Source organism: Pseudolabrys sp. FHR47 (assembly GCF_005153485.1).
GTDB lineage: Bacteria > Pseudomonadota > Alphaproteobacteria > Rhizobiales > Xanthobacteraceae > Pseudolabrys.
Genome location: NZ_CP039740.1, coordinates 212,404 through 237,653, shown reverse-complemented (window position 1 = coordinate 237,653; position 25,250 = coordinate 212,404). Strand labels below are relative to the sequence as shown.

31 protein-coding genes are annotated in these 25,250 nt (G+C 62.8%); 12 read left to right on the top strand and 19 right to left on the bottom strand.

Annotated features, from left to right (window positions below):
* Positions 1–102 precede the first annotated feature (102 nt).
* The 7 genes from coaA to hisB form a co-directional block, all read right to left on the bottom strand.
* Entirely contained in the window at positions 103–1,056 is a 954-nt protein-coding gene (gene coaA / locus E8Q40_RS01165; protein WP_137042665.1) for a type I pantothenate kinase, read from the bottom strand.
* Positions 1,057–1,088: 32 nt separating this feature from the next.
* Positions 1,089–1,412 (bottom strand): phosphoribosyl-ATP diphosphatase, encoded by a 324-nt coding sequence (locus E8Q40_RS01160; RefSeq protein ID WP_137042664.1) that lies wholly within the window; start codon positions 1,410–1,412, stop codon positions 1,089–1,091.
* A 150-nt stretch (positions 1,413–1,562) separates the two neighbouring features.
* On the bottom strand, positions 1,563–2,339 hold the full coding sequence (hisF, locus tag E8Q40_RS01155) for an imidazole glycerol phosphate synthase subunit HisF (protein ID WP_137042663.1): 777 nt from the start codon (positions 2,337–2,339) through the stop codon (positions 1,563–1,565).
* Positions 2,339–3,088 (bottom strand): 1-(5-phosphoribosyl)-5-[(5-phosphoribosylamino)methylideneamino]imidazole-4-carboxamide isomerase, encoded by a 750-nt coding sequence (gene hisA / locus E8Q40_RS01150; RefSeq protein WP_205995639.1) that lies wholly within the window; start codon positions 3,086–3,088, stop codon positions 2,339–2,341. The genes hisF and hisA overlap by 1 nt, the downstream gene beginning before the upstream one ends.
* On the bottom strand, positions 3,076–3,726 hold the full coding sequence (hisH, locus tag E8Q40_RS01145; RefSeq protein ID WP_137042661.1) for an imidazole glycerol phosphate synthase subunit HisH: 651 nt from the start codon (positions 3,724–3,726) through the stop codon (positions 3,076–3,078). The genes hisA and hisH overlap by 13 nt, the downstream gene beginning before the upstream one ends.
* Positions 3,723–4,241, bottom strand: coding sequence for a DUF2628 domain-containing protein (locus E8Q40_RS01140; RefSeq protein ID WP_168197710.1), 519 nt, complete (start codon positions 4,239–4,241; stop codon positions 3,723–3,725). Before E8Q40_RS01140 ends, hisH begins: the two co-directional genes overlap by 4 nt.
* 100 nt (positions 4,242–4,341) lie before the next feature.
* The gene (gene hisB / locus E8Q40_RS01135; RefSeq protein ID WP_137042659.1) at positions 4,342–4,935 is read right to left on the bottom strand and encodes an imidazoleglycerol-phosphate dehydratase HisB; all 594 of its coding nucleotides are present in this window, start codon (positions 4,933–4,935) and stop codon (positions 4,342–4,344) included.
* Positions 4,936–5,083: 148 nt separating this feature from the next.
* Here hisB and hslV point away from each other — a divergent pair, with 148 nt between their 5' ends.
* The 3 genes from hslV to E8Q40_RS01120 all read left to right on the top strand — a co-directional run bounded on the left by hslV (position 5,084) and on the right by E8Q40_RS01120 (position 7,925).
* Positions 5,084–5,635, top strand: coding sequence for an ATP-dependent protease subunit HslV (gene hslV, locus E8Q40_RS01130; RefSeq protein WP_137042658.1), 552 nt, complete (start codon positions 5,084–5,086; stop codon positions 5,633–5,635).
* Between the two features lie 93 nt (positions 5,636–5,728).
* Positions 5,729–7,036 carry an ATP-dependent protease ATPase subunit HslU gene (gene hslU / locus E8Q40_RS01125; RefSeq protein ID WP_137042657.1) on the top strand — a complete coding sequence of 436 codons (1,308 nt, stop codon included), beginning with the start codon at positions 5,729–5,731 and terminating at the stop codon, positions 7,034–7,036.
* 151 nt (positions 7,037–7,187) lie between these two features.
* A complete protein-coding gene (locus tag E8Q40_RS01120; RefSeq protein ID WP_137042656.1) occupies positions 7,188–7,925 on the top strand; it encodes a helix-turn-helix domain-containing protein in 738 nt (245 codons plus the stop codon).
* A 293-nt stretch (positions 7,926–8,218) separates the two neighbouring features.
* Here the strand turns inward: E8Q40_RS01120 and E8Q40_RS01115 are convergent, their stop codons facing one another.
* From E8Q40_RS01115 to E8Q40_RS01100, 4 genes are all read right to left on the bottom strand, one after another.
* On the bottom strand, positions 8,219–8,509 hold the full coding sequence (locus E8Q40_RS01115; RefSeq protein ID WP_137042655.1) for a hypothetical protein: 291 nt from the start codon (positions 8,507–8,509) through the stop codon (positions 8,219–8,221).
* A 26-nt stretch (positions 8,510–8,535) separates the two neighbouring features.
* Complete coding sequence (locus E8Q40_RS01110) at positions 8,536–9,105, bottom strand: Smr/MutS family protein (RefSeq protein WP_137042654.1); 570 nt, start codon at positions 9,103–9,105, stop codon at positions 8,536–8,538.
* A 12-nt stretch (positions 9,106–9,117) separates the two neighbouring features.
* Positions 9,118–10,296, bottom strand: a complete 1,179-nt coding sequence (locus tag E8Q40_RS01105) for a murein transglycosylase A (protein ID WP_137042653.1) — start codon at positions 10,294–10,296, stop codon at positions 9,118–9,120.
* Positions 10,297–10,381: 85 nt separating this feature from the next.
* Positions 10,382–11,101, bottom strand: coding sequence for a Tim44/TimA family putative adaptor protein (locus E8Q40_RS01100; RefSeq protein WP_137042652.1), 720 nt, complete (start codon positions 11,099–11,101; stop codon positions 10,382–10,384).
* Positions 11,102–11,324: 223 nt separating this feature from the next.
* Here E8Q40_RS01100 and E8Q40_RS01095 point away from each other — a divergent pair, with 223 nt between their 5' ends.
* Both E8Q40_RS01095 and secB read left to right on the top strand, forming a co-directional pair.
* A complete protein-coding gene (locus tag E8Q40_RS01095; RefSeq protein WP_137042651.1) occupies positions 11,325–11,795 on the top strand; it encodes an FxsA family protein in 471 nt (156 codons plus the stop codon).
* A 119-nt stretch (positions 11,796–11,914) separates the two neighbouring features.
* Positions 11,915–12,403, top strand: coding sequence for a protein-export chaperone SecB (gene secB, locus E8Q40_RS01090; RefSeq protein ID WP_137042650.1), 489 nt, complete (start codon positions 11,915–11,917; stop codon positions 12,401–12,403).
* Positions 12,404–12,407: 4 nt separating this feature from the next.
* On the opposite strand, the gene dnaQ is transcribed toward secB, so the two are convergent.
* The 4 genes from dnaQ to E8Q40_RS01070 are packed head-to-tail and all read right to left on the bottom strand — an operon-like array spanning position 12,408 to position 15,188.
* Positions 12,408–13,100 carry a DNA polymerase III subunit epsilon gene (gene dnaQ, locus E8Q40_RS01085; RefSeq protein WP_137042649.1) on the bottom strand — a complete coding sequence of 231 codons (693 nt, stop codon included), beginning with the start codon at positions 13,098–13,100 and terminating at the stop codon, positions 12,408–12,410.
* An 11-nt stretch (positions 13,101–13,111) separates the two neighbouring features.
* On the bottom strand, positions 13,112–13,708 hold the full coding sequence (coaE, locus tag E8Q40_RS01080; protein WP_137046526.1) for a dephospho-CoA kinase: 597 nt from the start codon (positions 13,706–13,708) through the stop codon (positions 13,112–13,114).
* Between the two features lie 12 nt (positions 13,709–13,720).
* Positions 13,721–14,329, bottom strand: coding sequence for a Maf family protein (locus tag E8Q40_RS01075; protein WP_137042648.1), 609 nt, complete (start codon positions 14,327–14,329; stop codon positions 13,721–13,723).
* A gap of 22 nt (positions 14,330–14,351) precedes the next feature.
* On the bottom strand, positions 14,352–15,188 hold the full coding sequence (locus tag E8Q40_RS01070) for a pyruvate, water dikinase regulatory protein (RefSeq protein ID WP_137042647.1): 837 nt from the start codon (positions 15,186–15,188) through the stop codon (positions 14,352–14,354).
* A 362-nt stretch (positions 15,189–15,550) separates the two neighbouring features.
* On the opposite strand from E8Q40_RS01070, the gene hemE reads away from it, so the two are divergent.
* The 4 genes from hemE to E8Q40_RS01050 all read left to right on the top strand — a co-directional run bounded on the left by hemE (position 15,551) and on the right by E8Q40_RS01050 (position 20,130).
* Positions 15,551–16,594, top strand: coding sequence for a uroporphyrinogen decarboxylase (gene hemE, locus E8Q40_RS01065; protein WP_137042646.1), 1,044 nt, complete (start codon positions 15,551–15,553; stop codon positions 16,592–16,594).
* 130 nt (positions 16,595–16,724) lie between these two features.
* Positions 16,725–17,147 (top strand): protoporphyrinogen oxidase HemJ, encoded by a 423-nt coding sequence (hemJ, locus tag E8Q40_RS01060; protein WP_137042645.1) that lies wholly within the window; start codon positions 16,725–16,727, stop codon positions 17,145–17,147.
* A gap of 290 nt (positions 17,148–17,437) precedes the next feature.
* Positions 17,438–18,703, top strand: a complete 1,266-nt coding sequence (rho, locus tag E8Q40_RS01055; protein ID WP_137042644.1) for a transcription termination factor Rho — start codon at positions 17,438–17,440, stop codon at positions 18,701–18,703.
* A 212-nt stretch (positions 18,704–18,915) separates the two neighbouring features.
* Positions 18,916–20,130 (top strand): glycosyltransferase family 87 protein, encoded by a 1,215-nt coding sequence (locus E8Q40_RS01050; protein WP_137042643.1) that lies wholly within the window; start codon positions 18,916–18,918, stop codon positions 20,128–20,130.
* On the opposite strand, the gene pcaG is transcribed toward E8Q40_RS01050, so the two are convergent.
* Positions 20,094–20,714, bottom strand: a complete 621-nt coding sequence (pcaG, locus tag E8Q40_RS01045) for a protocatechuate 3,4-dioxygenase subunit alpha (RefSeq protein ID WP_137042642.1) — start codon at positions 20,712–20,714, stop codon at positions 20,094–20,096. The two genes, E8Q40_RS01050 and pcaG, sit on opposite strands and share 37 nt — an antisense overlap.
* A 2-nt stretch (positions 20,715–20,716) precedes the next feature.
* Complete coding sequence (gene pcaH / locus E8Q40_RS01040) at positions 20,717–21,403, bottom strand: protocatechuate 3,4-dioxygenase subunit beta (RefSeq protein WP_137042641.1); 687 nt, start codon at positions 21,401–21,403, stop codon at positions 20,717–20,719.
* A gap of 238 nt (positions 21,404–21,641) precedes the next feature.
* Here pcaH and E8Q40_RS22155 point away from each other — a divergent pair, with 238 nt between their 5' ends.
* The gene (locus tag E8Q40_RS22155) at positions 21,642–21,848 is read left to right on the top strand and encodes a LysR family transcriptional regulator (RefSeq protein WP_246662972.1); all 207 of its coding nucleotides are present in this window, start codon (positions 21,642–21,644) and stop codon (positions 21,846–21,848) included.
* Positions 21,849–22,040: 192 nt separating this feature from the next.
* Positions 22,041–22,568: a LysR substrate-binding domain-containing protein gene (locus tag E8Q40_RS22150; RefSeq protein WP_246662971.1), complete on the top strand. Its 528-nt coding sequence runs from the start codon at positions 22,041–22,043 to the stop codon at positions 22,566–22,568.
* On the opposite strand, the gene E8Q40_RS01030 is transcribed toward E8Q40_RS22150, so the two are convergent.
* Positions 22,565–23,578 (bottom strand): phosphatase PAP2 family protein, encoded by a 1,014-nt coding sequence (locus E8Q40_RS01030; protein WP_137042640.1) that lies wholly within the window; start codon positions 23,576–23,578, stop codon positions 22,565–22,567. The genes E8Q40_RS22150 and E8Q40_RS01030 overlap by 4 nt on opposite strands.
* A 329-nt stretch (positions 23,579–23,907) precedes the next feature.
* Positions 23,908–24,144 carry a hypothetical protein gene (locus tag E8Q40_RS01025; RefSeq protein ID WP_137042639.1) on the bottom strand — a complete coding sequence of 79 codons (237 nt, stop codon included), beginning with the start codon at positions 24,142–24,144 and terminating at the stop codon, positions 23,908–23,910.
* A 134-nt stretch (positions 24,145–24,278) separates the two neighbouring features.
* On the opposite strand from E8Q40_RS01025, the gene gcvA reads away from it, so the two are divergent.
* Positions 24,279–25,238, top strand: a complete 960-nt coding sequence (gene gcvA, locus E8Q40_RS01020; protein ID WP_137042638.1) for a transcriptional regulator GcvA — start codon at positions 24,279–24,281, stop codon at positions 25,236–25,238.
* The last annotated feature ends 12 nt before the right edge of the window (positions 25,239–25,250 follow it).

Here is a 25,250-nt window from a genome sequence, read left to right as displayed (position 1 = left end):
CTCCCGCGAAAGCGGGCGATCCAGTACTCGCAATCGCCACGACTCAATCTTTGCGGCCGGTGGCTACTGGGTTCCCGCCTTCGCGGGGACGACGGCGCAGGGCTACAGCCTCCGCAACGACACCTGATCGATCTGGTGCGAGCCGGCCTTCTTGAGAATGAGATCGGCGCGCTGTCGCGTCGGCAGGATGTTCTCGTGCAGGTTCACGAGATTGATGCGCTCCCAGATCGACACCGCGGTCTTCACCGCTTCATCGTCTGACAAGTTCGAATAGCGATGGAAGTATGACTTCGGATCGCGGAAGGCTGTGCCGCGCAAGGTGAGAAAGCGGTCGACGTACCAGCCCTTGAGCACGTCCTCATCAGCATCGATGTAGACCGAGAAATCGAAGAAATCGGAGACGAAGGGAATGGCCTTGCCATCCTTCGGCAGACGTCCGGTCTGCAATACGTTGAGACCTTCGACGATGAGAATGTCCGGCCGGTTCACTTCGATCCACTGGTTCGGCACCACGTCGTAGATCAGATGCGAATAGATCGGCGCGCGCGCAGGACGCTTGCCTGCCTTCACGTCGGAGAGAAAACGCAGCAGAGTCGCCAGATCGTAGCTTTCCGGAAAGCCCTTCTTCTCCATCAGGCCTTCGCGATCGAGCACCGCGTTCGGAAACAGAAAGCCGTCGGTGGTGATGAGATCGACCTGCGGCGAGCCGGGCCAGCGCGCGAGCAGTGCCTGCAGGACGCGCGCCGTGGTCGATTTACCGACCGCGACCGAGCCGGCGACGCCGATGATGAACGGCATCTTCTCGTCCTCGACGCCGAGGAACCGCTCCTGCGCGCGGAACAGCCGCTGCGTCGCCGTGACGTAGAGCGACAAAAGTCGCGACAGCGGCAGATAGATGTCCTCGACTTCTTTGATGTCGAGTCGGTCATGCAGCGAGCGCAGCCGCGTCACCTCGTCGGAGGTCAGCGTCATCGGCGCGTCTTCGCGCAGCGCCGCCCATTCAGCCCGCGAGAAGCTGCGGTAGGGCGAGAGATTGTCGTCGATCCGCTGTTCCATTACTGCATTCGTCGTTGTGGCGCTCGCTGCGCCTAGCCCTTCGGCCTGGACGCTTTCTCGGCATGGCCCGATTGCGCGGTGCGCCGGTCGAGCTCGGCCTCGACATCGGCAAGCGATACACCGCGCACCTTCATCAGCACCATGAGATGATAGATGAGATCGGCGGCTTCCGACACGAGCCGGCTCTTGTCTTCCTGCACAGCCGCTATGGCCGTTTCGAAGGCCTCTTCGCCCATCTTCTTGGCGCAATGCGCCGCGCCCTTGTCGATCAGCGCGCGCGTATAGGACTGCTCGGCGCTGGCGCGCGCGCGTTCCTCAATGCGTTTTTCCAGGTCGGCGAGGGTGAACTGGGTCATGGGGGCCAATTAGCAGGTTCTTGAATTGCCGTCATTCCGAACCTTTCCCGGCCTCATGGTGAGGAGCCTCGCGCAGCGAGGCGTCTCGAACCATGCGGCCGCCCTATCCTTCGAGGCGCGGGCTACGCCCGCTCCTCAGGATGAGGCGGATTACGGGTCCAGCCGCATCGGCAGGCCGGCCTTGGCCATGTAATCCTTGGCTTGGCGCACCGAATACTCGCCGAAATGGAAGATCGAGGCCGCCAGTACCGCAGTGGCATGGCCGTCGCGGATGCCGGCCACCATGTGATCGAGATTGCCGACACCGCCCGAGGCGATCACCGGCACCGGCACTGCATCCGCCACCGCGCGCGTCAGCGCGATATCGAAGCCGGACTTGGTGCCGTCCCGGTCCATCGAGGTCAGCAGAATTTCACCGGCGCCCAGCGACACCACCTCGCGCGCATAGGCCACCGCATCAAGCCCGGTCGGATTGCGGCCGCCATGGGTGAAGATTTCCCAGCGAGCGGGTTCGCCGTCGTTCGACACTTTCTTGGCGTCGATGGCGACGACGATGCACTGGTCGCCGAACTTCTCCGCCGCTTCCTTCACAAAAGCGCGCCGGTTCACGGCGGCTGTATTGATCGACACCTTGTCGGCGCCGCAAGTGAGCAGCTTGCGGATATCCTCGACAGTACGAACGCCACCGCCGACGGTGAGCGGCATGAAGCAGGCTTCCGCAGTGCGCGTCACTACATCGAAGATGGTGTCGCGGTTCTCGTGGCTGGCGGTGATGTCGAGGAAACAGAGCTCGTCAGCGCCGGCGGCATCGTAAGCCACCGCCGCCTCGACCGGATCGCCGGCATCGCGCAGATCGACGAAGTTGACGCCCTTGACGACTCGGCCGTCTTTCACGTCGAGACAGGGAATGACGCGGACTTTGAACATCAGCGGTTTGCCTCGGCATCGCGGATCATGCGAAGCGCTTCCGGCACGTCGAGCCGGCCGTCATAGATGGCGCGGCCGGCAATGGCACCTTCCAGCTTGCGCGCACGCGGCTCCAGCAGGGTGCGGATATCGTCCATCGAGGCGAGACCGCCCGAGGCAATCACCGGAATGGAAATCGCTTCGGCGAGCGCGATGGTCGCATCCCAGTTGATACCCTTGAGCATGCCGTCACGCGCGATGTCGGTGTAAATGATTGCCGCCACGCCGGCGTCTTCGAAACGCCGCGCGATGTCGAGCACGGTCAGCTCGGACGCTTCGGCCCAGCCCTCGACGGCAACCTTGCCGTCGCGCGCATCGAGGCCGACGGCAACGCGGCCGGGATACTTCCTGGCGGCTTCCTTGACGAAGGCGGGATCGCGCACCGCCGCGGTGCCGATGATGACGCGATCGACGCCCTTGCCGAGCCAGCCCTCAACGGTCGCCATGTCGCGCACGCCTCCGCCGAGCTGCACCGGAATGCCGATGGTCTCAAGAATGCGGTCGACGGCGTCGGCATTCACCGGCTTGCCGGCAAAGGCGCCGTCGAGATCGACGATGTGCAGATAGCGGAAGCCCTGCATCTCGAAGGCGCGCGCCTGCGCCGCCGGATCGCGATGAAACACGGTGGCGCGCGCCATGTCGCCTTGTTCCAGGCGCACGGCGAGGCCCTCTTTCAGGTCGATGGCGGGAAAGAGAATCATGGCATCCACTTCAAAAAGTTCGCGATCAGCCGCAGGCCGAGCTTTTGGCTCTTCTCGGGATGAAATTGCGTGCCGACCATGTTGTCGCGCCCGATGATGGCCGTGACCGGTCCGCCGTAATCGGCCTGCGCAACCAAATCGTCCTTTCGCGCCGTCCTGAACGCATAGGAGTGGACGAAATAGGCGTGCAGGCCGTCCGGCCCGAGCGGAATTTCGTCGAGCAGCGGATGCATCGTCTTGAGATCGAGGGTGTTCCAGCCCATGTGCGGGATCTTGAGTGAGGCATCGGACGGCGCGATCTTGTCGACCTCGCCCGCAATCCAGCCGAGCCCTGGCGTCACCTGATATTCAAGACCGCGCTCGGCCATCAACTGCATGCCGACGCAAATGCCGAGGAACGGCTTGCCACGCTGCAACACCGCCTCGTTCAAGGCTTCGACCATGCCGGGAATTTCAGTGAGCCCGCGCCGGCAATCGGCATAGGCACCGACGCCGGGCAGCACAATACGCGTCGCGTCTTTCACATCGTCAGGCTTAGACGTCACGAGTATTTTCTGATTGTGCCCGCTCTCACGCGCGGCGCGTTCGAACGCCTTGGCCGCCGAGTGCAGATTGCCCGAGCCGTAATCGACAATGGCAACGCTCATCGCGACGTCCCCAGGGAAGAATTGCCCGGCTCGGGGAACAGGCCAATGACGTCGGACGACGACGGCGAACCGCGCAGCACCGGCGCCGCATAGACGGTGGTCGACTCAAAGGACTTGTTGTTCACCGCCGCGCCTTGCTGCCACGCCGCGAAGAAGCGGCGCTCCGCCAGTTCCTCGTCCTCGGCGACGACAAAACCAAGCGTCTTCCATTTGCGCCGCTGCAAGGTCCAGCGCTGGATGGTCGCCGCCTCGAAACCGATGACGATGGCGAGCATGACCTCCACGATGACGCGTCCCGTTGACGGCACCTTCGCCCAGGCCATACCGAATTCGAGCGCAACAGTCGCGATGACGTAAAGGATCAACGCCACCCACAGCCGCTTGGCGATGAACCACAGCGGCGGCAGCAGGAACGCCCAGAAATGGAATCCGTCGCGCACAAAGACAAAGCGTTCCGGTTGGGTAACGCTCTCATTTTTCCGCCGCGGCGGTTCGTGCACGGTGTAGGTGGGCATTGGTTTACTCGTTACACTTTCTGTCATGCTCCGCGAAGGCGGAGCATCCAGCTCTGAAGGGGAAGCGCTGGATCGTCCGCTTTCGCGGACGATGACGCTCTCAATTCCCCAGCGTTCCCTTCGTGGACGGCACTTCGTCCTTGGTGCGCTCGTCGATCGCGACGGCGTTGCGCAGGCAGCGCGCCAGACCCTTGAAGCACGACTCGGCGATATGGTGATCGTTCGTGCCGTACAGGCATTCGACATGGAGCGTCACGCCCGCATTCATGGCGAATGCCTGGAACCATTCCTGCACCAGCTCGGTGTCGAATTGGCCGACCTTGTCGCGGCCGAACTCGGCCTTGAACACCAGGAACGGGCGGCCGGAAATATCGAGCGCGACGCGAGTCAGCGTCTCATCCATCGGCATGTGGACGTCGGCGTAACGGCCGATGCCCTTCATGTCGCCTAGCGCCTGCTTCACCGCCTGGCCGAGCGCGATGCCGGTGTCCTCCGCGGTGTGGTGGAAATCGATGTGCAGATCGCCGATTGCCTTGACCGTCATGTCGATGCGCGAATGGCGCGCCAGGAGGTCGAGCATATGGTCGAGGAAACCGATACCGGTCGCAATCTGAGAACGGCCCTTGCCGTCGAGATCGACTGTGACCTCGATGTCGGTTTCCTTGGTCTTGCGCTTGATGGTGGCGATGCGCATTGCGGCTAAATCCTCGTTTCGGCGGCCTTTTATCAGGGGTTGCGGGGTTATGCCACAGGTGGCCTTTCGCGTTCCTTTCGCGCCTTTGGCCGGTTTGCAAACGCCGTCCGGCGTGCCTAGATGACGGAAATTGCAGGGGTAAAGCCTCATGTCCTCCCAAGAATTGCCGTCCTGGCACGGCACGACCATCCTGACCGTCCGCAAAGGCGGCACGGTGGTGATCGGCGGCGACGGCCAGGTCTCGATCGGCCAGACCATCGTCAAGGCCAACGCGAAGAAAGTGCGCAAGCTCGGAAAAGGCGATGTGATCGGCGGCTTCGCCGGCGCGACGGCGGACGCGTTCACCTTGTTCGAGCGGCTCGAATCCAAGCTCGAGCAGTATCCGGGGCAGTTGCTGCGCGCCGCGGTGGAGCTCGCCAAGGACTGGCGCACCGACCGCTACCTGCGCCGGTTAGAGGCCATGATGATCGTCGCCGACGCCCAGGCGTCACTGGTGCTCACCGGCAATGGCGACGTTCTGGAGCCGGAAATGGGCGTCGCCGGAATCGGTTCGGGCGGCAATTATGCGCTCGCTTCCGCCCGCGCCTTGCTCGACACCGATGCCACTGCCGAGACCATCGTGCGCAAGTCGCTCGATATCGCCGCCGACATCTGCGTCTACACCAACCGCAATGTGACGATTGAGAGTCTGAAGGGCTGACCGTCATGCCCCGCGCAGGCGGGGCATCCAGCACTTAGTCGAGGGCTGGATCGTCCGCCTTCGCGGACGATGACAAAGTGAGTGAATGGCACCATGACCGACTTCTCTCCCCGCGAAATCGTTTCCGAACTAGACCGCTTCATCGTCGGCCAGCACGACGCCAAACGCGCCGTGGCCATCGCGCTGCGCAACCGCTGGCGCCGCCAGCAGCTCGACGAGAAATTGCGCGAGGAAGTGCTGCCGAAGAACATCCTGATGATCGGACCGACCGGCGTCGGCAAGACCGAGATTTCGCGGCGCCTCGCCAAGCTCGCCGGCGCGCCATTCCTCAAAGTGGAAGCCACCAAGTTCACCGAAGTCGGCTATGTCGGCCGCGACGTCGAGCAGATCATCCGTGACCTCGTCGAGATTGCGATCACGCTAACGCGCGACAAAAAACGCAAGGACGTCCAGGTCCGCGCCGAACAGGCCGCGGAAGAGCGCGTGCTCGATGCGCTGGTCGGCCCCGGTTCGGGGCCATCCACACGCGAGAGCTTCCGCCGCAAGCTGCGCGCCGGCGAATTGAACGACAAGGAAATAGAGATCGAGCTGCAGGCCGGCGCCCAGGGCATGCCGATGTTCGAAATTCCGGGCATGCCGGGCGCGCAGATGGGTGCCATCAATATCGGCGATATTTTCGGCAAACTCGGCGGCGGCCGCACCAAGACGCGGCGCGTCACCGTGGAAGAGTCGCATCCGATCCTGCTCAACGAGGAAAGCGACAAGCTGCTGGACAACGATCAGCTCGTGCAGGAAGCGGTCCGCGCCGTCGAGCAGAACGGTATCGTGTTCCTCGACGAGATCGACAAGATCGCCGGCAGCGAACGCCGCGGCGGCGCCGACGTGTCACGCGAGGGCGTGCAGCGCGACCTGCTGCCGCTGATCGAAGGCACCACGGTCAACACCAAGCACGGCCCGGTGAAGACCGACCACATCCTGTTCATCGCCTCGGGCGCCTTCCATATTTCCAAGCCGTCGGACCTGCTGCCCGAGCTGCAGGGCCGGCTGCCAATCCGCGTCGAATTGAAGGCGCTGACGCGCGACGACTTCCGCCGCATCCTCACCGAGCCGGAGGCATCGCTGATCAAGCAGTATGTCGCGCTGCTCGGCACCGAAGGCGTGACGCTCGATTTCTCCGAAGACGCCATCGACGCGATCGCCGATGTCGCGGTTTCGGTGAATGCCTCGATCGAGAACATCGGCGCGCGGCGCTTGCAGACCGTGATGGAACGCATTCTCGACGACATTTCCTTTGCCGCCACCGACCGCGCCGGCGAAACCGTCCGCATCGATGCCGCCTATGTCGACAAGCACATCGGCGACCTGGCCAAGAACGCCGACCTGTCCCGTTTCATCCTGTAGCTCGCGCGCAGCCGTTTAACCTGCCCGCGATCCCATGGGTCGGCGGGTGGCTGTGCCATGTCTTTAATTTATCGCTACAATTAACGGTTGCGGTACCACCGGACTTTTACGGGTACCGGTTAGGAATAAATATTCAAGCGGAGCTTAAGCCATGGCCGCGGGCAGCCGGGGCAAGAGAGACACCCATTCGACGACAGAGCGCGCCTCGCCGGGCGCGCATCTCAGGGCCGTGCTTAAACGCCTCGGCCTCGATCAGGTGGCAGTCAGCAAGGCGACCGGCGTGTCACGGCAGTCGGTCAACAACATCGTCAACGGCCGCCAGCCAATCTCGCGGGCCATGGCCGGCAAGCTCGGCCGCCTGACCGGGCACAGCTCGGACTACTGGCTCGGCGAATGGTTCGGCGAAAGCCGCCCGCCCCGGCGAGGAGGCGCCGCCGCCCCCCTGGTCAATCACGAGATTGCCCGCGCGGTGCGGAAAGGCGTCATTGCCATTGAGCCTTTTGCGGTCGGCCATTTGCGCACAGCGTCGATCGACCTCACGCTCGGCGATGACATCGTCGTGGGGGGAGACAAGGTCGATCTTGCGCACAAAAAGCATATCAGTCTCAAGCCGGGTTGCGCCCTGCGGGCGACCACCGCGGAGATCGTCGAGTTGCCCTACGACTATCTCGGCCGCTTCGGCGCCGTCCCCAGGCTGACCGACGGCTGTGTCATCCTGTCGGGCGCCCTGCACATCGAACCCGGCTTCAAGGGGCCGGTGCGCTTCGTTCTGTTCAACGCCGGTCCCACTCCCTTTCCGCTGCGCCTGGGTGAAACGATCGGCACACTGGAAGTGATCTCGCTCTCGGCAGAACCCGACCGCCCTGAGGTTGTGTCAAAGAAACTATAAAATTTTCTTGACACATGTAATGTGTCGCCTCCTATACTCATGGTTGTAGATTGATGAGTGCAGCCAATTACAAGGGGGATTTGGCGAGATGCGGAAACGCGGGAAAGGTGAAGCGTTCGGGGGTGCCATCCTCCAGCGTCAGGAGGTCGAGGCCGACGTCCTCGAGATTTGGATCGTGGCGTCGCGGCTGCTCGGACGGCTCACCGAAACGACCCTGCCGCGCACTCGCCGCAAAGCGAGGCCGCGCGGCCGGACCGTTCGCGCCAGAAAGGCAACGACATCGCGCTCCGTGCTTATTCCTTGATGGTTGTCGTCGGATCCGTCAGCGCCACCGGATCGGATGCCGGGAAGGTTTCGATCAATCCTTCTTCCAGCTCGCGCTCGATCATCGCCTTCTTTGCCGTCCTTCGTGGCGACGGCGCTTTGGCGACAGGCTTCTTCTTCGTTTTCCTGACCGCCTTCTTGACGACTTTCTTCGCAGTTCTCTTGGTCTTCTTTGGCGACGACCGCTTCGCGGTCTTTGCCACTTTGGCGACTTTCTTCTTGCTCGTCCTGGTCTTCAGCTTCTTCTTGCGCTTGGCCATGTTCGGTCTCCTTGACCTGGTTTCGGTCAATCCCGGGCGCGCCGCACCCGGACATAAAGCGCGCCTTCGCCGCCATGCGCGATATGCGCATCCTCGAAGCCGACAACATAATCCCGAAACTCGGGCAACGACAGCCATTGCGGCACCTGCCGCCGCAACACGCCACGCTCCCTGCCCTCCTCATGGCTCCCGGCTTTGCCTTTGCCGGTGATCACCAGCACCAGACGCGCATCACGCGCACTCGCCGTGCGCAGGAACCGCAACAGCGCGTGATGCGCCTCGCTTTGCGTCAATCCGTGCAGATCGAGCCGCGCATCGATCTCGTGCCTGCCGCGCGCCACGTTACGCCTGGCGCGGCGTGACAAAGGCGGCGCGATCGGCGCGGGTTTTGGCGGCGCCGGCGCGATCAGCGTTTCCGGATGCTGGGGTATAGGCTTTGATTTGGATTTGGACGCAGCCGGCGGCACTACCAGCGCGGCCGGCTCAGGTTCGCTTTGCGCTTCTTCAGGCCGCAGCGGCTTCATACTCTGCGTCACGGCCGACCACAGCACCCGCTCTTCGTAAGTCAAAATGCGGCGCCTGCCATCGCGGCTCATGATGCAGGCCTGTCACGGCCGCGAAGCGACGTCGGCAACAACCGCGCTCCGTCGCGGCTTGGGCAGCGGCACTTCCCTGGCGAGCGCGCCGGAGCCGACCAGCGTTACCTCGAGCGGGACCAGCATCACGAAGCGGCCGAACTGCTTCACGCGGCCGGCGATGCTGCCGACGTCGTTGCCGAAACCGAAATAAATATCCGCGCGCGCGGGACCAAGAATGGCCGAGCCGGTATCCTGCGCAATCATCAGCTGACGCAGCGGCGTCTCGGGCTTCTCATTCGCGATCGGCAGTTCGGCGTCGATCCAGACCGGCGTGCCGTAGACATGCAGCGACTTGTCGACCGCAACCGAGCGCATCGGTGTCAGCGGGACGCCTTGCGCGCCGATACATTCCTCGTGTTCGGCAAGCGGCTGCTCCTGGAAGAACACGAAAGAGCGGTTCTTGCGCCGCAGCTCCCGGCCCTCTTCCGGATTGGCTTCCATCCAGTCACGGATGCGATCCATCGACATGTCTTCCTTGGCGATGATGCCGCGATCGATCAGGTCACGCCCGACCGGCGTATACGGATGGCCGTTGCTGGCGATGTAGTTGAGCCGCATGGTCTTGCCGTCGTCGAGGCGCACCCGCGTCGAGCCCTGGATCTGCGCGAAGAAAAGATCGATCGGATTTTTCACCCAGCAGATTTCGAGACCCTTGCCGGCGAGCGCACCTTCTTCGATCTTTGTGCGATCGAGATGCGCAAACACCTTGCTCAGCTTCGCTTTGATGGCCTGGAGCGGCGCCGTGTAGATCGGCACCTTGTATTCGTCGGTGCGTGTGCGCGAGCCGAGGACTTCGGATTCATAATAGCCGGTAAAGAAACCTTCGCCCTGGCCGGTGGCGGCGACGCGATAGGCTTTGAATTCTTCTTCGAAAAAGGCACGGGCCTTGTCGCGATCGAGCCGGCCGAGCGTGAGCGCCTTCGTGCAGGCCGTGTAGAGACCACCATAAATCGGCTTGGCCTTGCGCATCTTCGGCGTGCCGTGACGGATGGCGCCGCAGCTCTTCAGAAAGGACGCAAAAGCTGCGGCATGATCGTCGTCTTCCCAGCCGGCGAGTGCGGCAAATTCAACCGGCTCAACCGCGGCCTTGGGCAAGGTCACGGTCTGCTGTTTGGAATTGGCGTTAGCGGCGGCGACGCTGGTCGCCATCAGCAGACAGGCAATGATGCTCGTCAGTCCGTGGCGGACCGAAAACCTTCTTACGTGAAATGCGAGCGTGCCCCCCGGCATGCCGTTATTGCCCGGCTTCGGTCGCGACCAGTTTCCAGTTCGGGTCGCGCGAAGAAGCATCGCGCGCGAAGGTCCAGACATCGGTGACGTCGGTGACCGTTTCGGCGTTGCCATCAATGACCTCACCGGCCTTGTTGCGCGTCGCTGTCACCAGCTTGGACTGGAAGCGCACGGTGAGCTGAACGCTGCGACCGCGCACCTCGGCATTGGTGATGGTCGCCTTGTCGATCGACACGAATCGGCTTTCGACGACGTCGCCGCGCTTCTCGCGATCGGTGATGGCGGCCTCGAAGCCATCATAGACCTCGCGCGACAACAGGTTACGCAAGCTGCGGCGGTCGCCTTCGGCATAGGCGGTGACAATCATCTCGTAAGCGGCGCGAGCGCCGGTCAGGAAGTGATTGGCGTCGAAGCTGCGATCGGCCACGGCCACCGCGTCGAGCCCGTTGGCGACGGGCGAGCCTGGCTCGGCAATGCCCTTCCAACGCTCCGCCGGCGCGGCTTGTTCGGTCGCCTCATCGGGCTTGCGGGCAGTTTCCGCCGCCCGGTTGGGGATCTGGACCACGTTGTCAGTCGCGGGACGGACCGGCTCGCGGGCGGCATAGGGATCGTAGGGCGGCCGTTCGCGGCCGGTGCGCTGACCGAGCACGCTGCGCAGCCGCAGGAAAATGAACACCGCGAGCGCCAGAAAGATGATGGTGTAGATATCGAACACGTCTTGCATTCTTTCGGCTACCGTCCCGGAAGGCGTTTCACGTCCGGCCTTCCGGCTTCTTGAAAAGGGGCCGCGTGGCGAAATAGCGGTTATCGCGTATCCGCCTTATCTAAGGCTGCGGACGCGCCGATCCAGAGCTTTGGCGCCGATTTCGCGGCGCATTTTGGACCTGTCGGACCATAAACGATAGGGGCGAGAACGCCAATATCGTCGGCCGATCAGAGGAATACAGATGAATGTGGCAAAATGGCTGGTGCTTGGCCTTCTGGCATTGCCGCTGGCCGAACTGGCGGTGTTTATCGCCGTCGCCGCGGCCTGGGGCTTCGTGACGGCGCTGGCCCTGCTGATCGGACTGTCGCTCGCCGGCGGTGTGATATTGCGCCGCGCCGGCGGCAACCATGTGCAGCGGGTCCGCGTGGCCATGCGCGACGGCTTTGGTCGACAGGAATTCTCAGCCCTGAGTGCCGACGGCACGGGCGGGCTGACCCTGCTTGGCGGGCTTCTGCTAGCGGTTCCCGGACTGATCACGGGCGTCATCGGGCTGCTGGTCTTGCTGGTACCACTGTGGCGCAGTTTGAGTGGGGCGGCGGTTGGCCGCAGCCCAACGGCACCCCATGGCGTGGTCGATCTCGAACCCGAGCAGTGGCGCCGGGTCGACGACCCCCGGCTGCCCGACCGGGAGCGCGATGGCGCCGAGCGCTGACGGGCGTATTTACGATGCTCGGAGGCGGGCCTTGTTGCCGCGCGCCAATCAGGGCCGGCATCCTTGTTCGCCCGCGGGGAGCGTGTTAGCCAACCGCCGCGAAAACAGAGGGAACTTCGATGACGACGACGAATGGCGGCCAGGCCGAAGAATTCACCGCCGATCAAGTGCCGCAGCTCAATGTGGTGGCGCAGTACATCAAGGATTTTTCGTTCGAGAATCCGAACGCGCCGAAGTCGCTCGTCACCGGTCAGCAGCCGCAGATCGGCATCCAGATCAACGTCAACGCCGCGCCGGTCTCCGACACGGACATAGAGGTCGTGCTGCATCTCTCGGGCAAGGCCGAGAACGCCGGCAGCCTTCTGTTCAGCTTCGATCTCGCCTTCGGCGGCGTGTTCCGCATCCGCAACGTGCCGCAGGAAAGCCTGAACGCCGTTGTGCTGATCGAGTGCCCGCGGCTTCTGTTCCCGTTCGCGCGCGAGATCATCGCGACCACCGTTCGCAATGGTGGCTTCCCGCCGCTCCTGCTCGACCCGGTCGACTTCGTCGCGCTCTATCGTCAGAAGATGGAGCAGCTCGCCGGACAGCAGGCGCCGGCCGGCAACTGACCGCTCAGAGATATTTTCGCCAGACGGCTTCTTCGCCGAGCGTGCCGACGAATTCGCGGTGCGCCGCGAGTTCGGCTTCGGTCAGGCGCGGCGTCAGCGGTGCCGGCCGCGTGCGCGCCGACGCCGCGCCGCCAACCGCAAACACACTTGGCGAGACGCTTTCCGCAAGGCCGAGCGAGGCCTGACGGCCGCCGAGCAATTCCAGATAGACCTCGGCCAGAATCTCGGCATCGAGCAGGGCGCCGTGCTTGGTGCGGCGCGAATTGTCGATGCCGTAGCGTCCACACAGCGCATCGAGATTGTACGGCCCGGCGGAGTGCTTGCGCCGCGCCAGCGCCAACGTATCGACCAGCCGCTCGCGCGCGATCAGCGTGCGCTTAACCAGCTTGAGTTCGGCGCAGAGGAATTTGTGATCGAACTCGGCGTTATGGATCACCAGTGGCGTGTCGTCGCCGATGAAGGCGAGGAAGTCGTCGACGATCTCTGCGAACTTGCGATGCCCGCTCAGGAACTCCGCCGACAGGCCATGGACGTTGAAGGCCTCCATCGGCATGTCGCGCTCGGGATTGACGTAGACGTGGAACGTCTGCCCGGTTGGAATGCGGTTGAGCAACTCGACGCAGCCGAGCTCGACCAGGCGATGGCCCTGGTTCGGATCGAGGCCGGTGGTTTCGGTATCGAGAACGATTTCGCGCATGGACAGCCGTTTTATTCTTGATTCGCCATCTTACGCACTTCGGCCAGAATTTCACGCACCTGCCGCCTTGCTGCGTCGAAGCCCTGCGACGTATCCACGATGAAATCGGCCCGCGCCCGCTTGTCCGCGTCGGGCATCTGCTTGGCCAGAATCGCGGCAAAGCGCTCCTCGGTCATGCCGGGCCGGGCCAGAACGCGCTCGCGCTGTATTTCGGCCGGCGCCGATACCACCACCACCGCGTCGCAATTGATGTCGCTGCCGGTCTCGTAAAGCAGCGGAATATCGAGCACCACGAGATCCGCCCCAGCCTTTTCGGCACCGGCAAGAAAGTCGTCGCGTTCCTGCGCCACCAGCGGATGCACGATTTTTTCCAACTTTGCCATCGCCTCGGGCTTGCCGATCACCATCGTGCCCAGCTTGACGCGATCGACCTTGCCGTCCGCCGTCGTACCGGGAAAAGCTGCCTCGATCAGCGGCACCGCCTTGCCTTCATAGAGCGTGTGCACCGCGGCATCGGCGTCCTGCACCGGTACGCCTTCCTCGGCGAACATCTTCGCGGTCGCCGTCTTGCCCATGCCGATCGAGCCGGTGAGGCCGAGGATAAACATGTCGCTCATGCCTCAACCATCGACATAACCGCCCTCGCGCAGGAACTTCAGCAGCGGCAGAAGCGGCAGGCCGAGAATGGTGAAGTAGTCGCCTTCGACACGTTCGAAAAGATGAATGCCGATGCCTTCGAGCTGATAGCCGCCGACGCTGGTCATCGCGACATCTCCGGTCATGTCGAGATAGTCTTCAAGAAAGCGATCGGAGAAATCGCGCATCGTCAGCCGCGCCGTATCGACAAGGTCGAACAGCACCTCGCCGTCGCGCACCACCGCGACACCCGAATGCAATTCATGGGTCTGGCCGCGCAGCGCACGCAACTGCGAGGCCGCGTCTTCGCGATTGACCGGCTTGGTCAGACGTACGGACCCATGAGCCAGGGTCTGATCGGCACCGAGCACGATATGGCCCGGCATTTGCGCCGCTACCGCCATGGCTTTGGCTCGCGCCAGAAGCCGCGCCGCGGCAATGGCATCGCTGACTTTCGCCTCGGCTTCGACCGCGCGTTCGTCGATCTGTGCCGCGCGGATACCGAAGCGCAGGCCAGCCGCGGCAAGAAGCTTGCCGCGGATATCGCTCTTCGACGCGAGGACCAAAGGCTGCTGGCCTAACCAGAGAGGCATGATTTTACTTTCGTCGGACGAATTACATCGAAACCGGCTGCCGCCGCCGCTCGGTGAGCAGCTTGACGACAGCGGCCGCGGTTTCCTCGATCGAGCGCCGGGTGACGTCGATCAGCGGCCAGCCATGCTTGGTGCAAAGCCGTCGTGAATACGCGACCTCCTCGGCGACCGCGGCCTTGTCGATGTAGCGATCGTCGTCGCGGTGCGCCTTGAGGCCGAGCAGGCGGTTTTCGCGGATCTGCACGATACGCTCCGGACTGGCATAAAGTCCGACCACCAGAGGCCGCGTCAGTTTCTCGACTTCCGGCGCCACCGGCACGCCTGGCACCAGTGGCACGTTGCCGGTCTTGATGCCGCGGTTGGCGAGATAGATCGAAGTCGGTGTCTTAGACGTGCGCGACACGCCGATTAGCACCACATCGGCGTCTTCGAGGCCGGCGACGTGCTGACCGTCGTCATGCATCATCGTGTAGTTGAGCGCGTCGATGCGATTGAAGTACTCGGCGTTGAGCACGTGCTGCGCGCCGGCGCGGTGGATCGTTTCGGCACCGAGATAGGACTGGAACAGCCGCAGGATCGGGCCCAGCACCGACATGCAGGGCAGGCCGAGGTCGCGGCACTTGGTCTCGAGGAGCTGGATCAGGTCCTCCTCGAGCAGGGTGTAGAGGACAAGGCCCGGCGATTCGGTAATCTCCGCCAAGCAATGGTCGAGCTGCTTTTTCGACCGCACCATCGGATAGAGGTGCTCGACCGGCGACACATTGGCATATTGGGCCGCCGCGGCGCGCGCGACCGTGATCAGCGTTTCGCCGGTCGCGTCGGACACCAGATGCAAATGAAAATAGCCTGTATCGGACATCTGTATGGTGGCCGGGCAGAATGTGGATTACCGGGGACGAATTGGCCCCTTCGGCGGGCATGTAAGCGGGCACGGCGGGACAGGTCAATTTTTGTCCACACCGCCGTGTCCGGGGACGAACGAAAGCAGACCGGGCACAAGCACACGACCGGATGTGGACAGCGGTCTGGGGACAGAATTGGATAAGTCGCCAAATTGGCGGTACGAGGCGCTTTTGGCGGGGGATGCTGCTGCGACGAACAGCAAGGGAATCTGAATCACGACCGGCGTGGCAGTGGACAGCGTGTTGACTGCGAGTCATGAGTCAAACTGACAGACCAACTACTACTACAAATAGATCTTAAGGATTCTTTAGGAAGAGCATGGTGAGCGCGAACCCCGTGGGGACAAAACCCCTGCTGCAGGTCCTGGAAGGGCATGCGCAGGACATTCCGCCGGTCTGGATGATGCGTCAGGCAGGCCGCTATCTCCCGGAATACCGCGAGGTGCGTGCGAAGGCAGGCGTCTTCCTCGATCTCTGCTTCAATCCGGAACTGGCGGCTGAAGTCACCTTGCAGCCGATCCGTCGTTTCAACTTCGACGCTGCGATTTTGTTCTCCGATATTCTCGTCATGCCGTTGGCTTTGGGCCGCAAGGTTGAATTTCTTGCCGGCGAAGGGCCGAAGCTCGAGCCGATGAAGGATGCGGCATCGCTGTCCGGTTTGCGCGAGCGTGTCGATCACGACGTGCTGGCGCCGGTCTATGAGACGGTTCGCCGGGTCAAGGCAGGTCTACCTGACAATACGACGTTGATCGGCTTCTGCGGCGCGCCCTGGACCGTGGCGACCTATATGGTCGCTGGTGAAGGAACGTCCGATCAGGGACCTGCCCGGTTATTTGCCTATCGCGACCCGGAGAATTTCAAGCGCATCATCGATCGGCTCGTGCAGGGCTCCATCGAGTATCTGGTGGCACAGCTCAAGGCTGGCGCCGACTGTGTGCAGATCTTCGATACCTGGGCCGGTATTCTGCCGCCAGAACAGTTCGATCGCTGGTGTATGGAGCCGACGGAACGCATCGTGACTGGTGTGCGCGCGCAGGTGCCGGGCGCCAAGATTATTGGTTTCCCGCGCGGTGCGGGTGCGATGGCGCTGCCTTACGTCGAAATCACCGGCGTTGATGCCATTGGTCTCGACTGGATGTTCCCGCGCAGTCTGGCGCACGACATCCTGCAGCCGCGGGTGCCGATCCAGGGCAATGTCGATCCGTTGGCGCTGCTCGCCGGTGGCGCGGCGCTCGACCGCGAGGTCGAGGATGTGCTGACGATGGCCGACCGGCCGCTGATCTTCAATCTCGGCCACGGCATTCTGCCGGAAACGCCGATCGCGCATGTCGAGCAGATGCTGAAACGGGTGCGGGGGGCCTGATCGCGGCCGGGCTTGACCTTGACCCTCATGGTGAGGAGCATCGCGCAGCGATGCGTCTCGAACCATGAGGCCTCATCCTTCGTGACGCGCTTCTGCGAAGCGCTCCTCAGGATGAGGGTCTAGTGCACCCATGTATCTCTGGATCAAAGCCCTGCACATTATCGCCGTCATCTCGTGGATGGCGGGAATGCTCTATCTGCCGCGGCTGTTCGTCTATCACGTCGGCGCCGAGCCGGGCTCGCAGCAGGCCAGGACTTTCGAGGTCATGGAGTATCGGCTGCTGCATTTCATCATGACGCCAGCCATGGCGGTGACCTGGATCGCCGGCGTCGCGCTGATGCTGGAGGGCGGCTGGCTTGCCGCCGGCTGGCTGCACGCCAAGCTGACGGCGGTCGTCATCATGAGCGCCGTCCACGGCCTGCTCGGGCGCTGGGCGCGGGATTTCGCCGCCGGCCGCAATACCAAAAATGCCAAATTCTTTCGTATTATCAATGAAGTACCAACTATCCTCATGATCTTTATCGTGATCATGGTGGTGGTGAAGCCGTTCTAGGTTGCTTAACCGAGTGAGAGGCGTGGAGCCGTGGTTGCAGCTCGCCTCTTGCGCCAAAACCGCGCGTCACCTATCTTCGCGCCATCCCACCGAACGCAGGCGGATGAAGTCGCGTACCGGAACCGAGCCGTTCGGAACCGCCGCAGGCTCCAGGACCTTCTCCTGAAAAGCCCCGCGTCTTCCCAGACCTGCGAACTCAATCCCACTGTCTAGCCGGCGCTGGCCCCGATTTTCAAAGGCCAAGGTTTAAAGACCAAGCCCGGTTTTCCCCTTCAAGGAAACTACCCCCCATGCGGGAAATGAAGCTCCAGGACCTCAAGTCCAAAACCCCCGCCGAACTTCTGGCCTTCGCCGAAGAGCACCAGGTCGAGAACGCCTCCACCCTGCGCAAGCAGGAGCTGATGTTCGCGATCCTGAAGCAGCTCGCGACGCAGGAAATCGAGATCATCGGCGAAGGTGTGGTCGAGGTTCTCTCAGACGGTTTCGGCTTTTTGCGATCGCCGGAATCGAACTACCTGTCGGGCCCCGACGATATCTACGTCTCGCCGTCCCAGATCCGCCGTTTCGGCCTGCGCACCGGTGATACCGTCGAAGGCCAGATTCGCTCGCCCAAGGAAGGCGAACGCTACTTCGCGCTGCTCAAGGTCAACACGATCAATTTCGAAGACCCGGAGAAGGCGCGCCACAAGATCAATTTCGACAACCTGACGCCGCTCTATCCCGACGAGCGGCTGAAGATGGAACACGACGATCCGACCAAGAAGGATCTGTCGGCCCGCGTCATCGACATCGTTGCGCCGATCGGCAAGGGCCAGCGTGCCCTGGTCGTGGCGCCGCCGCGCACCGGTAAGACGGTGCTGCTGCAGAACATCGCCCACGCCATCACGGCGAACCACCCGGAATGCTATCTGATCGTTCTGCTGATCGACGAGCGTCCGGAAGAAGTCACCGACATGCAGCGTTCGGTGAAGGGCGAGGTGGTGTCCTCGACCTTCGACGAACCGGCGACGCGCCACGTCGCTGTGGCGGAAATGGTCATCGAAAAGGCCAAGCGCCTGGTCGAACATGGCCGCGACGTCGTCATCCTGCTCGACTCGATCACCCGCCTCGGCCGCGCCTACAACACCGTGGTGCCGTCATCCGGCAAGGTGCTGACCGGCGGTGTCGACGCCAACGCGTTGCAGCGGCCGAAGCGCTTCTTTGGTGCCGCGCGTAACATCGAGGAAGGCGGCTCGCTGACCATCATCGCAACGGCGCTGATCGATACCGGCAGCCGCATGGATGAAGTCATCTTCGAAGAGTTCAAGGGCACCGGTAACTCCGAACTCATCCTCGACCGCAAGGTCGCGGACAAGCGCACCTTCCCTGCCATCGACATCACGCGCTCGGGCACCCGCAAGGAAGAGCTGCTGGTCGAACCGGCCGTGCTCAAGAAGATGTATGTGCTCCGCCGTATCCTCAATCCGATGGGCACGATGGATGCGATCGACTTCCTGCTCGACAAGCTGCGCAATACGAAGAGCAACGGCGAGTTCTTCGAGAGCATGAATACATAAGCCGACAAGATCGGCGGCAAGCATCACCGATCGTTATCGAGAATTACGAAGGCCGGGTCTAAAACCCGGCCTTTTCTCGTTGAATGGAACAATCGTTTAAATGCAACCTGAGAGTGTTACAATATCGTAGGTAGTATGTGTCAGAAATACACCCGACCGGGTCGAAGGCCTCTCGCGAATGAGAAGCCAATGTCCCGGCCGGGGAATTTGCCGTGCAAGCTCGTTTGCGTGCGATTGCGATTTCATGGTGTGCGATTGCATCGATTGTCTATCTCTTCGATCTCATGGCACCGCGCTTGTTCGATGCGACGCGAGCCGGTCGTCCGTTCGGCGACGATTTCATCAATTACTGGTCGGCCGCATGGCTCGCCTTTCACGGGCGGGCGGCCGAGATTTATGACTGGAATGCCTTTCATGTTTTCGAGACCGGCGTCGCGGGCACGCCGATCGATTTCTATCACTACAGCTATCCTCCGATTTTGCTCGTTCTCACAGCGCCGCTTGCCGCCCTCCCTTATGTGCCGGGCCTCTTCGCCTGGCTCGTGTCGGGATGGTGCGCTTTCTACGCGGCGCTGCGCGTGGCGTCGCCGACACAAGGGCTGTGGCTGGCCCTGGCGACGCCCGCAATTTTCCTCAATGCCGTCGGCGGTCAGAACGGGACCTGGACCGCGGCATTGCTGGGTGGCGGACTGACGCACCTGGAGCGGCGACCGCTGCTGTCGGGCGTGCTGTTCGGGTGCCTCGCCTACAAGCCGCAGATGGGGCTGCTGTTGCCCATCGCACTGGCTGCCGGCGGTTACTGGCGCACGATTGCGGCCGCCGCAGCGACAGTTGCAGCGTTGTTCGCCGCAAGCGTGATGCTGTTCGGCATTGAGTTGTGGGCCGATTATCTGGCGAATATCGGCGTGCTGCGCGCGTTGATCCTCGAGGATGGCACCGGCGTTTGGCACCGCATGATGTCGGTCTTCGTCGCGGTCCGGCGACTCGGCGCCGATGTCACGACGGCCTATGCCATTCAGGCAGGGGTGGCTCTCTTGGCGGCGATTGGCGTCGCCCTGCTGTGGCGGCGGCGCGATTGTCTTAGCCCGCTCAAATACGCTGCGCTGGTGCTCGGTACCTTTTTGGCCACGCCCTATTTGCAGGACTACGACCTGGTGGTTGGCGCCTTCGTCGCGGTGTGGGTGCATGAGGAAATGGCCGACCGGCCGCGCATCGCCCTGACGACGGCGGGTGGCGTATTGCTGCTGCCGCTGTTCGGAGCGAGTCTGGCTAGCGGTACCGGCCTCGCCATCGGGCCGTTCGTGCTGATGCCGGCTTTTGCCGCGGTGGCCTGGCAGGCGGTGCGGGTGCTCACGCCGCCTGCCGCGACCTTGTCGCCGCGCAAGGATCTTCAGATATCGAAGAACACCGTCTCGTTATCGCCCTGAAGGACGATATCGAAGGTGTAGGTCGCCTTGCCGGGCTTGTCCTGCTTTGTAGCGATCAAGGTCGGCACCCGGCTCTTGTGCTCGATGGCCTTGAGAACCGGATCGTCGGCATTGGCGGCTTCTTCGTCGGAGAAGTATATCCGCGTCTGCAAGCCGATATTGATGCCGCGGGCGACGACCCAGACATTGATGTGCGGCGCCGAGATCTTGCCGTTCCGCCACGGCGTACGGCCGGGTTTGACGGTGTCGAAGCGATAGACGCCGCTGTCGAAATCGGTGCCGGTGCGGCCCCAGCCGCGGAAGCCCGCCGCGGCGTCCCGCTTGTCGGCGGGATGGGCATAGTGGCCGTTGGCGTCGGCCTGCCAGATTTCCAGCAATGCGTCGCGCACCAGCGAGCCGGTGCCGTCGATGACACGGCCTTCGATGGCGATCGGTTCGCCCGGCGTATCGGCGCCGGCGAGCACGCCGCCGAAGTTGTTCTGGAAAATGTCGAAGCCGGCCATATGCGGAATGAGGCCGATATGGACGTAGGGCCCCGCCGTCTGCGACGCAGTTTCTTTGAGGTAAGCGATCTGTTGCGGCATGTTCAGTTTCCCTCCAGCCGGTTCTCGAACAAGGTGGAGCGGCGGCCGCGCAGCACGATGTCGAAGCGATAGGTGAGACAATCGTCGGGCACCGCGGCGTTGATATCGAGCGGTGCGATCAGCCGGTCGATGGCCTCCTTGTCGGGCACGACATTGACGATCGGGCAGGTCTTGATGAGCGGATCGCCCTCGAAATACATCTGCGTGATCAAACGCTGGATGAATCCGGTGCCAAAGATCGAGAAGTGGATGTGCGCCGGCCGCCATGAATTGACATAGTTGCGCCACGGATACGGGCCCGGCTTCACCGTGCGGAAGTAATAGTAGCCGTTCTCGTCGGTGAGGGTGCGGCCGCAGCCGCCGAAGTTCGGATCGATCGGCGCGAGATACGTGTCCTTCTTGTGCCGGTAGCGGCCTGAGGCATTGGCCTGCCAGAACTCGACCAGAGTGCGCGGCACCGGGCGGCCGCATTCGTCAAGCACGCGGCCGTGCACGATGATGCGCTCGCCGATCGGATCGCCCGACTTGGCGTAGTTGCGGATCAGGTCGTTATCCAGCATGCCGATGTCGTTGTGGCCGAACACCGGGCCGGTGATCTCGCCGAGCGACTGGTCGAGCGACAAGAGCGCGCGGCGCGGCGATCGCGCTACCGAGGTCTTGTAGATCGGCTGATAGGCCGGCGGCTGCATCGCGCGATCGCGCGAGAAGAATTCGAGCGGCTGGTGCTGCGGGATGCACCGATACCGCTCGTCGGCTGTGAAATGTCCTGTCCTGTATGTTCATCGGGTTTTCCCTGAGCTGCTCGCCATAAAAAACGGCGGCTGGTTGAAGCCGCCGACTTCGGAGCAGAATGAGCGATTTTCGATAGCGCATAAATAGAACGATTATCATGAAGTACATGAGCAAAATCGACATTATCTCGCCTGGATGGCCATAAGCCTGCGACTGGTTCCTGGCCGTGCTGGAGAGGGTTCAGTCCCGCGGGCGGCGGCCCGGCTCGGGGTGACGCAATCGGCGGTCAGCCACGGCCTGAACAAGCCTGCGGGCCATCGTCGCCGATCCGCTTTCGTCAAATCCGGCCGCGGCATTGTCGCTACCGCGGCAACGCCATTCGCTGGCGGCCGCGCACCATGACCTGCTCGACGCATGAAGGTCTTCGCCCAGGCGCGGCCTTTAACCCGAAAACGGCACGGTTGTCGCTGACGGTCGCGGCCAACGGACTTTCAGCCGGCGATCTACTGCTGCCGCCCTTGCTGGGCGCGGTGTCGGCACAGACCGCGCATATCGGATCTGCGCGTCATCCCGTCGGGCCTGCCGAGCGGCGAGATGCTGCGCGAGGGTCGCTGCGATCTCCTGATCACGCCGCGGCCGCCTGTCGCGACCGACGTGTTTCAGCGTCTGTTGTTTCGCGACCGCTATGTCTGCTTCTACGATGCCGCAAAACGCGCCGCGCCCCGAAATGCCGCGGCTTATTTCAAGGCGCGGCATGTCACCGTGGTCTATCCCGACAACGAACGGCTGGAGTTCGACCGGCGGCTGGCGGCGAAGAAGATCGCGCGCGACATCGCGATCCAGGTGCCGAGTTTCTATGGTGTGCCTGCATTTCTGCACGGCACGGAGCTGCTGGCCTCGGTGCCGAGCCTCCTGCGCGCCGGCATGATGAAGCCGTTCGCACATGTTGCCATCCCGCTCAGAGACGGCATCACCGACCTGCCAATGTACATGGTTTGGCATCAGCGCTTCCAGAGCGATCCGGCGCATATGTTTCTGCGCGACGAGCTGCAACGGACAACCGGCGAGGTCATCCGTGGCAGCCACGGCCGGAAAGTCGAGGGCACACACGCAACCAGCTAGTGCGCCGATGGTGACATCGCTTCATCGGATGCGCCCGGTGATGGCGCGGCGGTCCTTGCACGAGGGTAGAATTTGGTCGCGGCGAGAATAGCAACAGCGGCCACAGCCGCACCGCCCATCAGGTCGACGAAGTAATGCGCCCCGACGACCGGCGTCGCGGCAATGAGGGCGGCATTGAGTCCGAGTCCGACCCAACGGACGTAAGGAACGGCGAAAGCCGCCCACGCCAGAAGAAGGCCCCCGGCGGTGTGAAAGCTCGGGAACGTGATCAAGCCCTGGAGGTCGTCAAGCCTGATGGCCTGCAAGGCCCCGGAGCGCAGGGCCTCGATGGTGCGCAACAAGGCCTGGAAGTCAAGCGACAGCGCTGCGAGCCCGGAAGGCGCCACGTCGAGATAATAGAAGGCACTGACCGCCGGAACGAATGTCGCGACCATGCTTGTGAGCAGAAGCGCGATACCGATGGCGAAGAGCAGACTGTGGGCCCGCGTCGTCTTTCCGGCAGCGAGCAGCATGACCGGCACGATGGCGAATTGCGGGAGCAGCGTGAGATAGGCGACGGCCACGATGTCATTCAGCCACGGATGAGCGCGGAAGAGATCGAGATAGACCGTTCGGTCCAGCCCCATGATCTGGTCGAGTCGGTGCAGGTCGGCGTCGCGATAGGGAAAGTTGGCGGCGGTCGCGGCATAGGTCAGCAGGGCGCCGAGCAGCAGGACGAGCACGATCTGCAGGGCGATGTCGCATATCGCGTGCAGGTCCGGTCTTTGCCGGCCGTATCTGAAGTATTGGCCAAGGCCAAACAGCACGCACAACAAGGCCGGCAAGGTGAGGTTGCTTGTCCACGCCACCGTCAGGCGGGCCGCGCTCAGAGCGAAGGCCGTCGCCACGGCCATGAGGGCAATCAGCAGCCAAACCGGTTTCGCGCCATACATGGAATACAGCCTTCCGTTGTAACGACCACAGCGCGTGCTGAGGCAGACATACGCGGGAGGGTTGGATTCGGCGCCCAAAAATACCGTTAAGATTTACATGCGCAGGTTGTAGAAGTAAGGTACAACAAATTTTATAATATGCCGTCGTAGCGGCCTAAAAATCTTATTATAACAAATAGATAGGACTAATACGAGAAGTTTCACTGGACGCTCGCCCGCCCAGCCGGTCATAGACTATTAACTCGTTCGGCAAGCTTGCCGGTCCGTGGGTGGCCGGCGGGCCCCTGCTTGAAAAGACAAGAGACCGCTCGCGTTATGCGAGCGATCTCTGGGCCACCCGGAGGGGAACTACGGGTGGCCTCACGCGCGTGCGGTTGAGAGGGGTCCGCACAGGCGATGGCATTTTCCTACGAACGAAACTTCACGCCGCCATCGAAGAGGCGTTCGCCGATTTCACGCTCCATGCTGTCGGTCAGGCGGCCGCCCTGGCGCGCGACGTACTCATCCACGGTGCGCTGGGCGCGGTGTTCGCGCGTTTCGATCAGGCGGTCGTACAGGCGGCGCAACAGGTTGTGCTTCGGCGCCGGGCTGGTGGCGGCCGGAACTGCGATGATTTGAAAGCCGAGCGGTCGGGCGATGGTCATGGTGGACCTCCATGGTTCGATTTGTTGAGGAAAGCTCAACTGTCGAAAGCCACATTCGCGCTGTTAGATCAGTCTGACAAAGGATAAGGTCTCAGGCGATAGTTGAGGTAATCTCAAGTATAGGTGCCTGTCCCATGGCCATGCCCCCGCTTTCCGCGCTGCGTGCCTTCGAGGCGGCGGCGCGTCACCTGAGCCTGACCCAGGCCGCCGGTGAGCTGAACGTCACACCCGGCGCTCTCAGCCACCAGATCCGCGCACTGGAGGAGATGCTGGGCGTGAAGCTGTTCGAACGCCGCGTGCGTTCGGTCGCGCTCACGGCGGCCGGCAAGCAGCTCTATCCGGGACTGCAAACCGGCTTTGCCCATATCCGCGACGCCGTGGCATCGTTCGACACGACGCAGAACGAGCGCGTTCTTGTTCTCAGTACGTCGCCGGGCCTGACCGCGAAATGGCTGGTGCCGCGGCTTTATCGTTTCGCCGCCGCCTATCCCGACTTCGACATCCGGATTTCAGCGACCGCCAGCAACGCCAATTTCGTCAATGACGGCATCGACATGGCGGTGCGCAACATGGCGGTGCCTCCGAAGCTGGATTCGGCGCTCGAAGGCGACAGCCTGGGCGAACTTTTCTTCGTGCCGGTCTGCAGCCCGCGTCTGCTGGAAAAGCACGGGCCGATCCGCGGACCCGACGATCTGGCTGGGGTTCGGCTTATTCACGACGAGTCGCTGCCGGCTCTTGTTGCGCGGCCGGACTGGAACATCTGGTTCAGGACAGCCGGAGTCGGCGAGGTCGATGTGCGGCGTGGCCTGCGTTTCAACAGCGCCGATCATGCGCTCGACGCGGCATGCGAGGGCGCCGGTGTGCTGCTGGCTTATGACATGCTGGCGTACGACGATTTGCGCAGCGGCCACCTTGTCATGCCGTTTCCGCTCGCACTGGAATCCAGCCGCGCGTTTTACCTGGTCCGCCCGAAAAATCGGAAGCGGTCGGCGGCCGCGGAGGCGTTCCGGCAATGGATCAAGGACGAGATTGCCGCGCTCGACTGGAGCGGAATCAGAGGGCCGGCGGCGAAAGATGGAAGAAAGACTCGCTGAATTCCGTCGCGC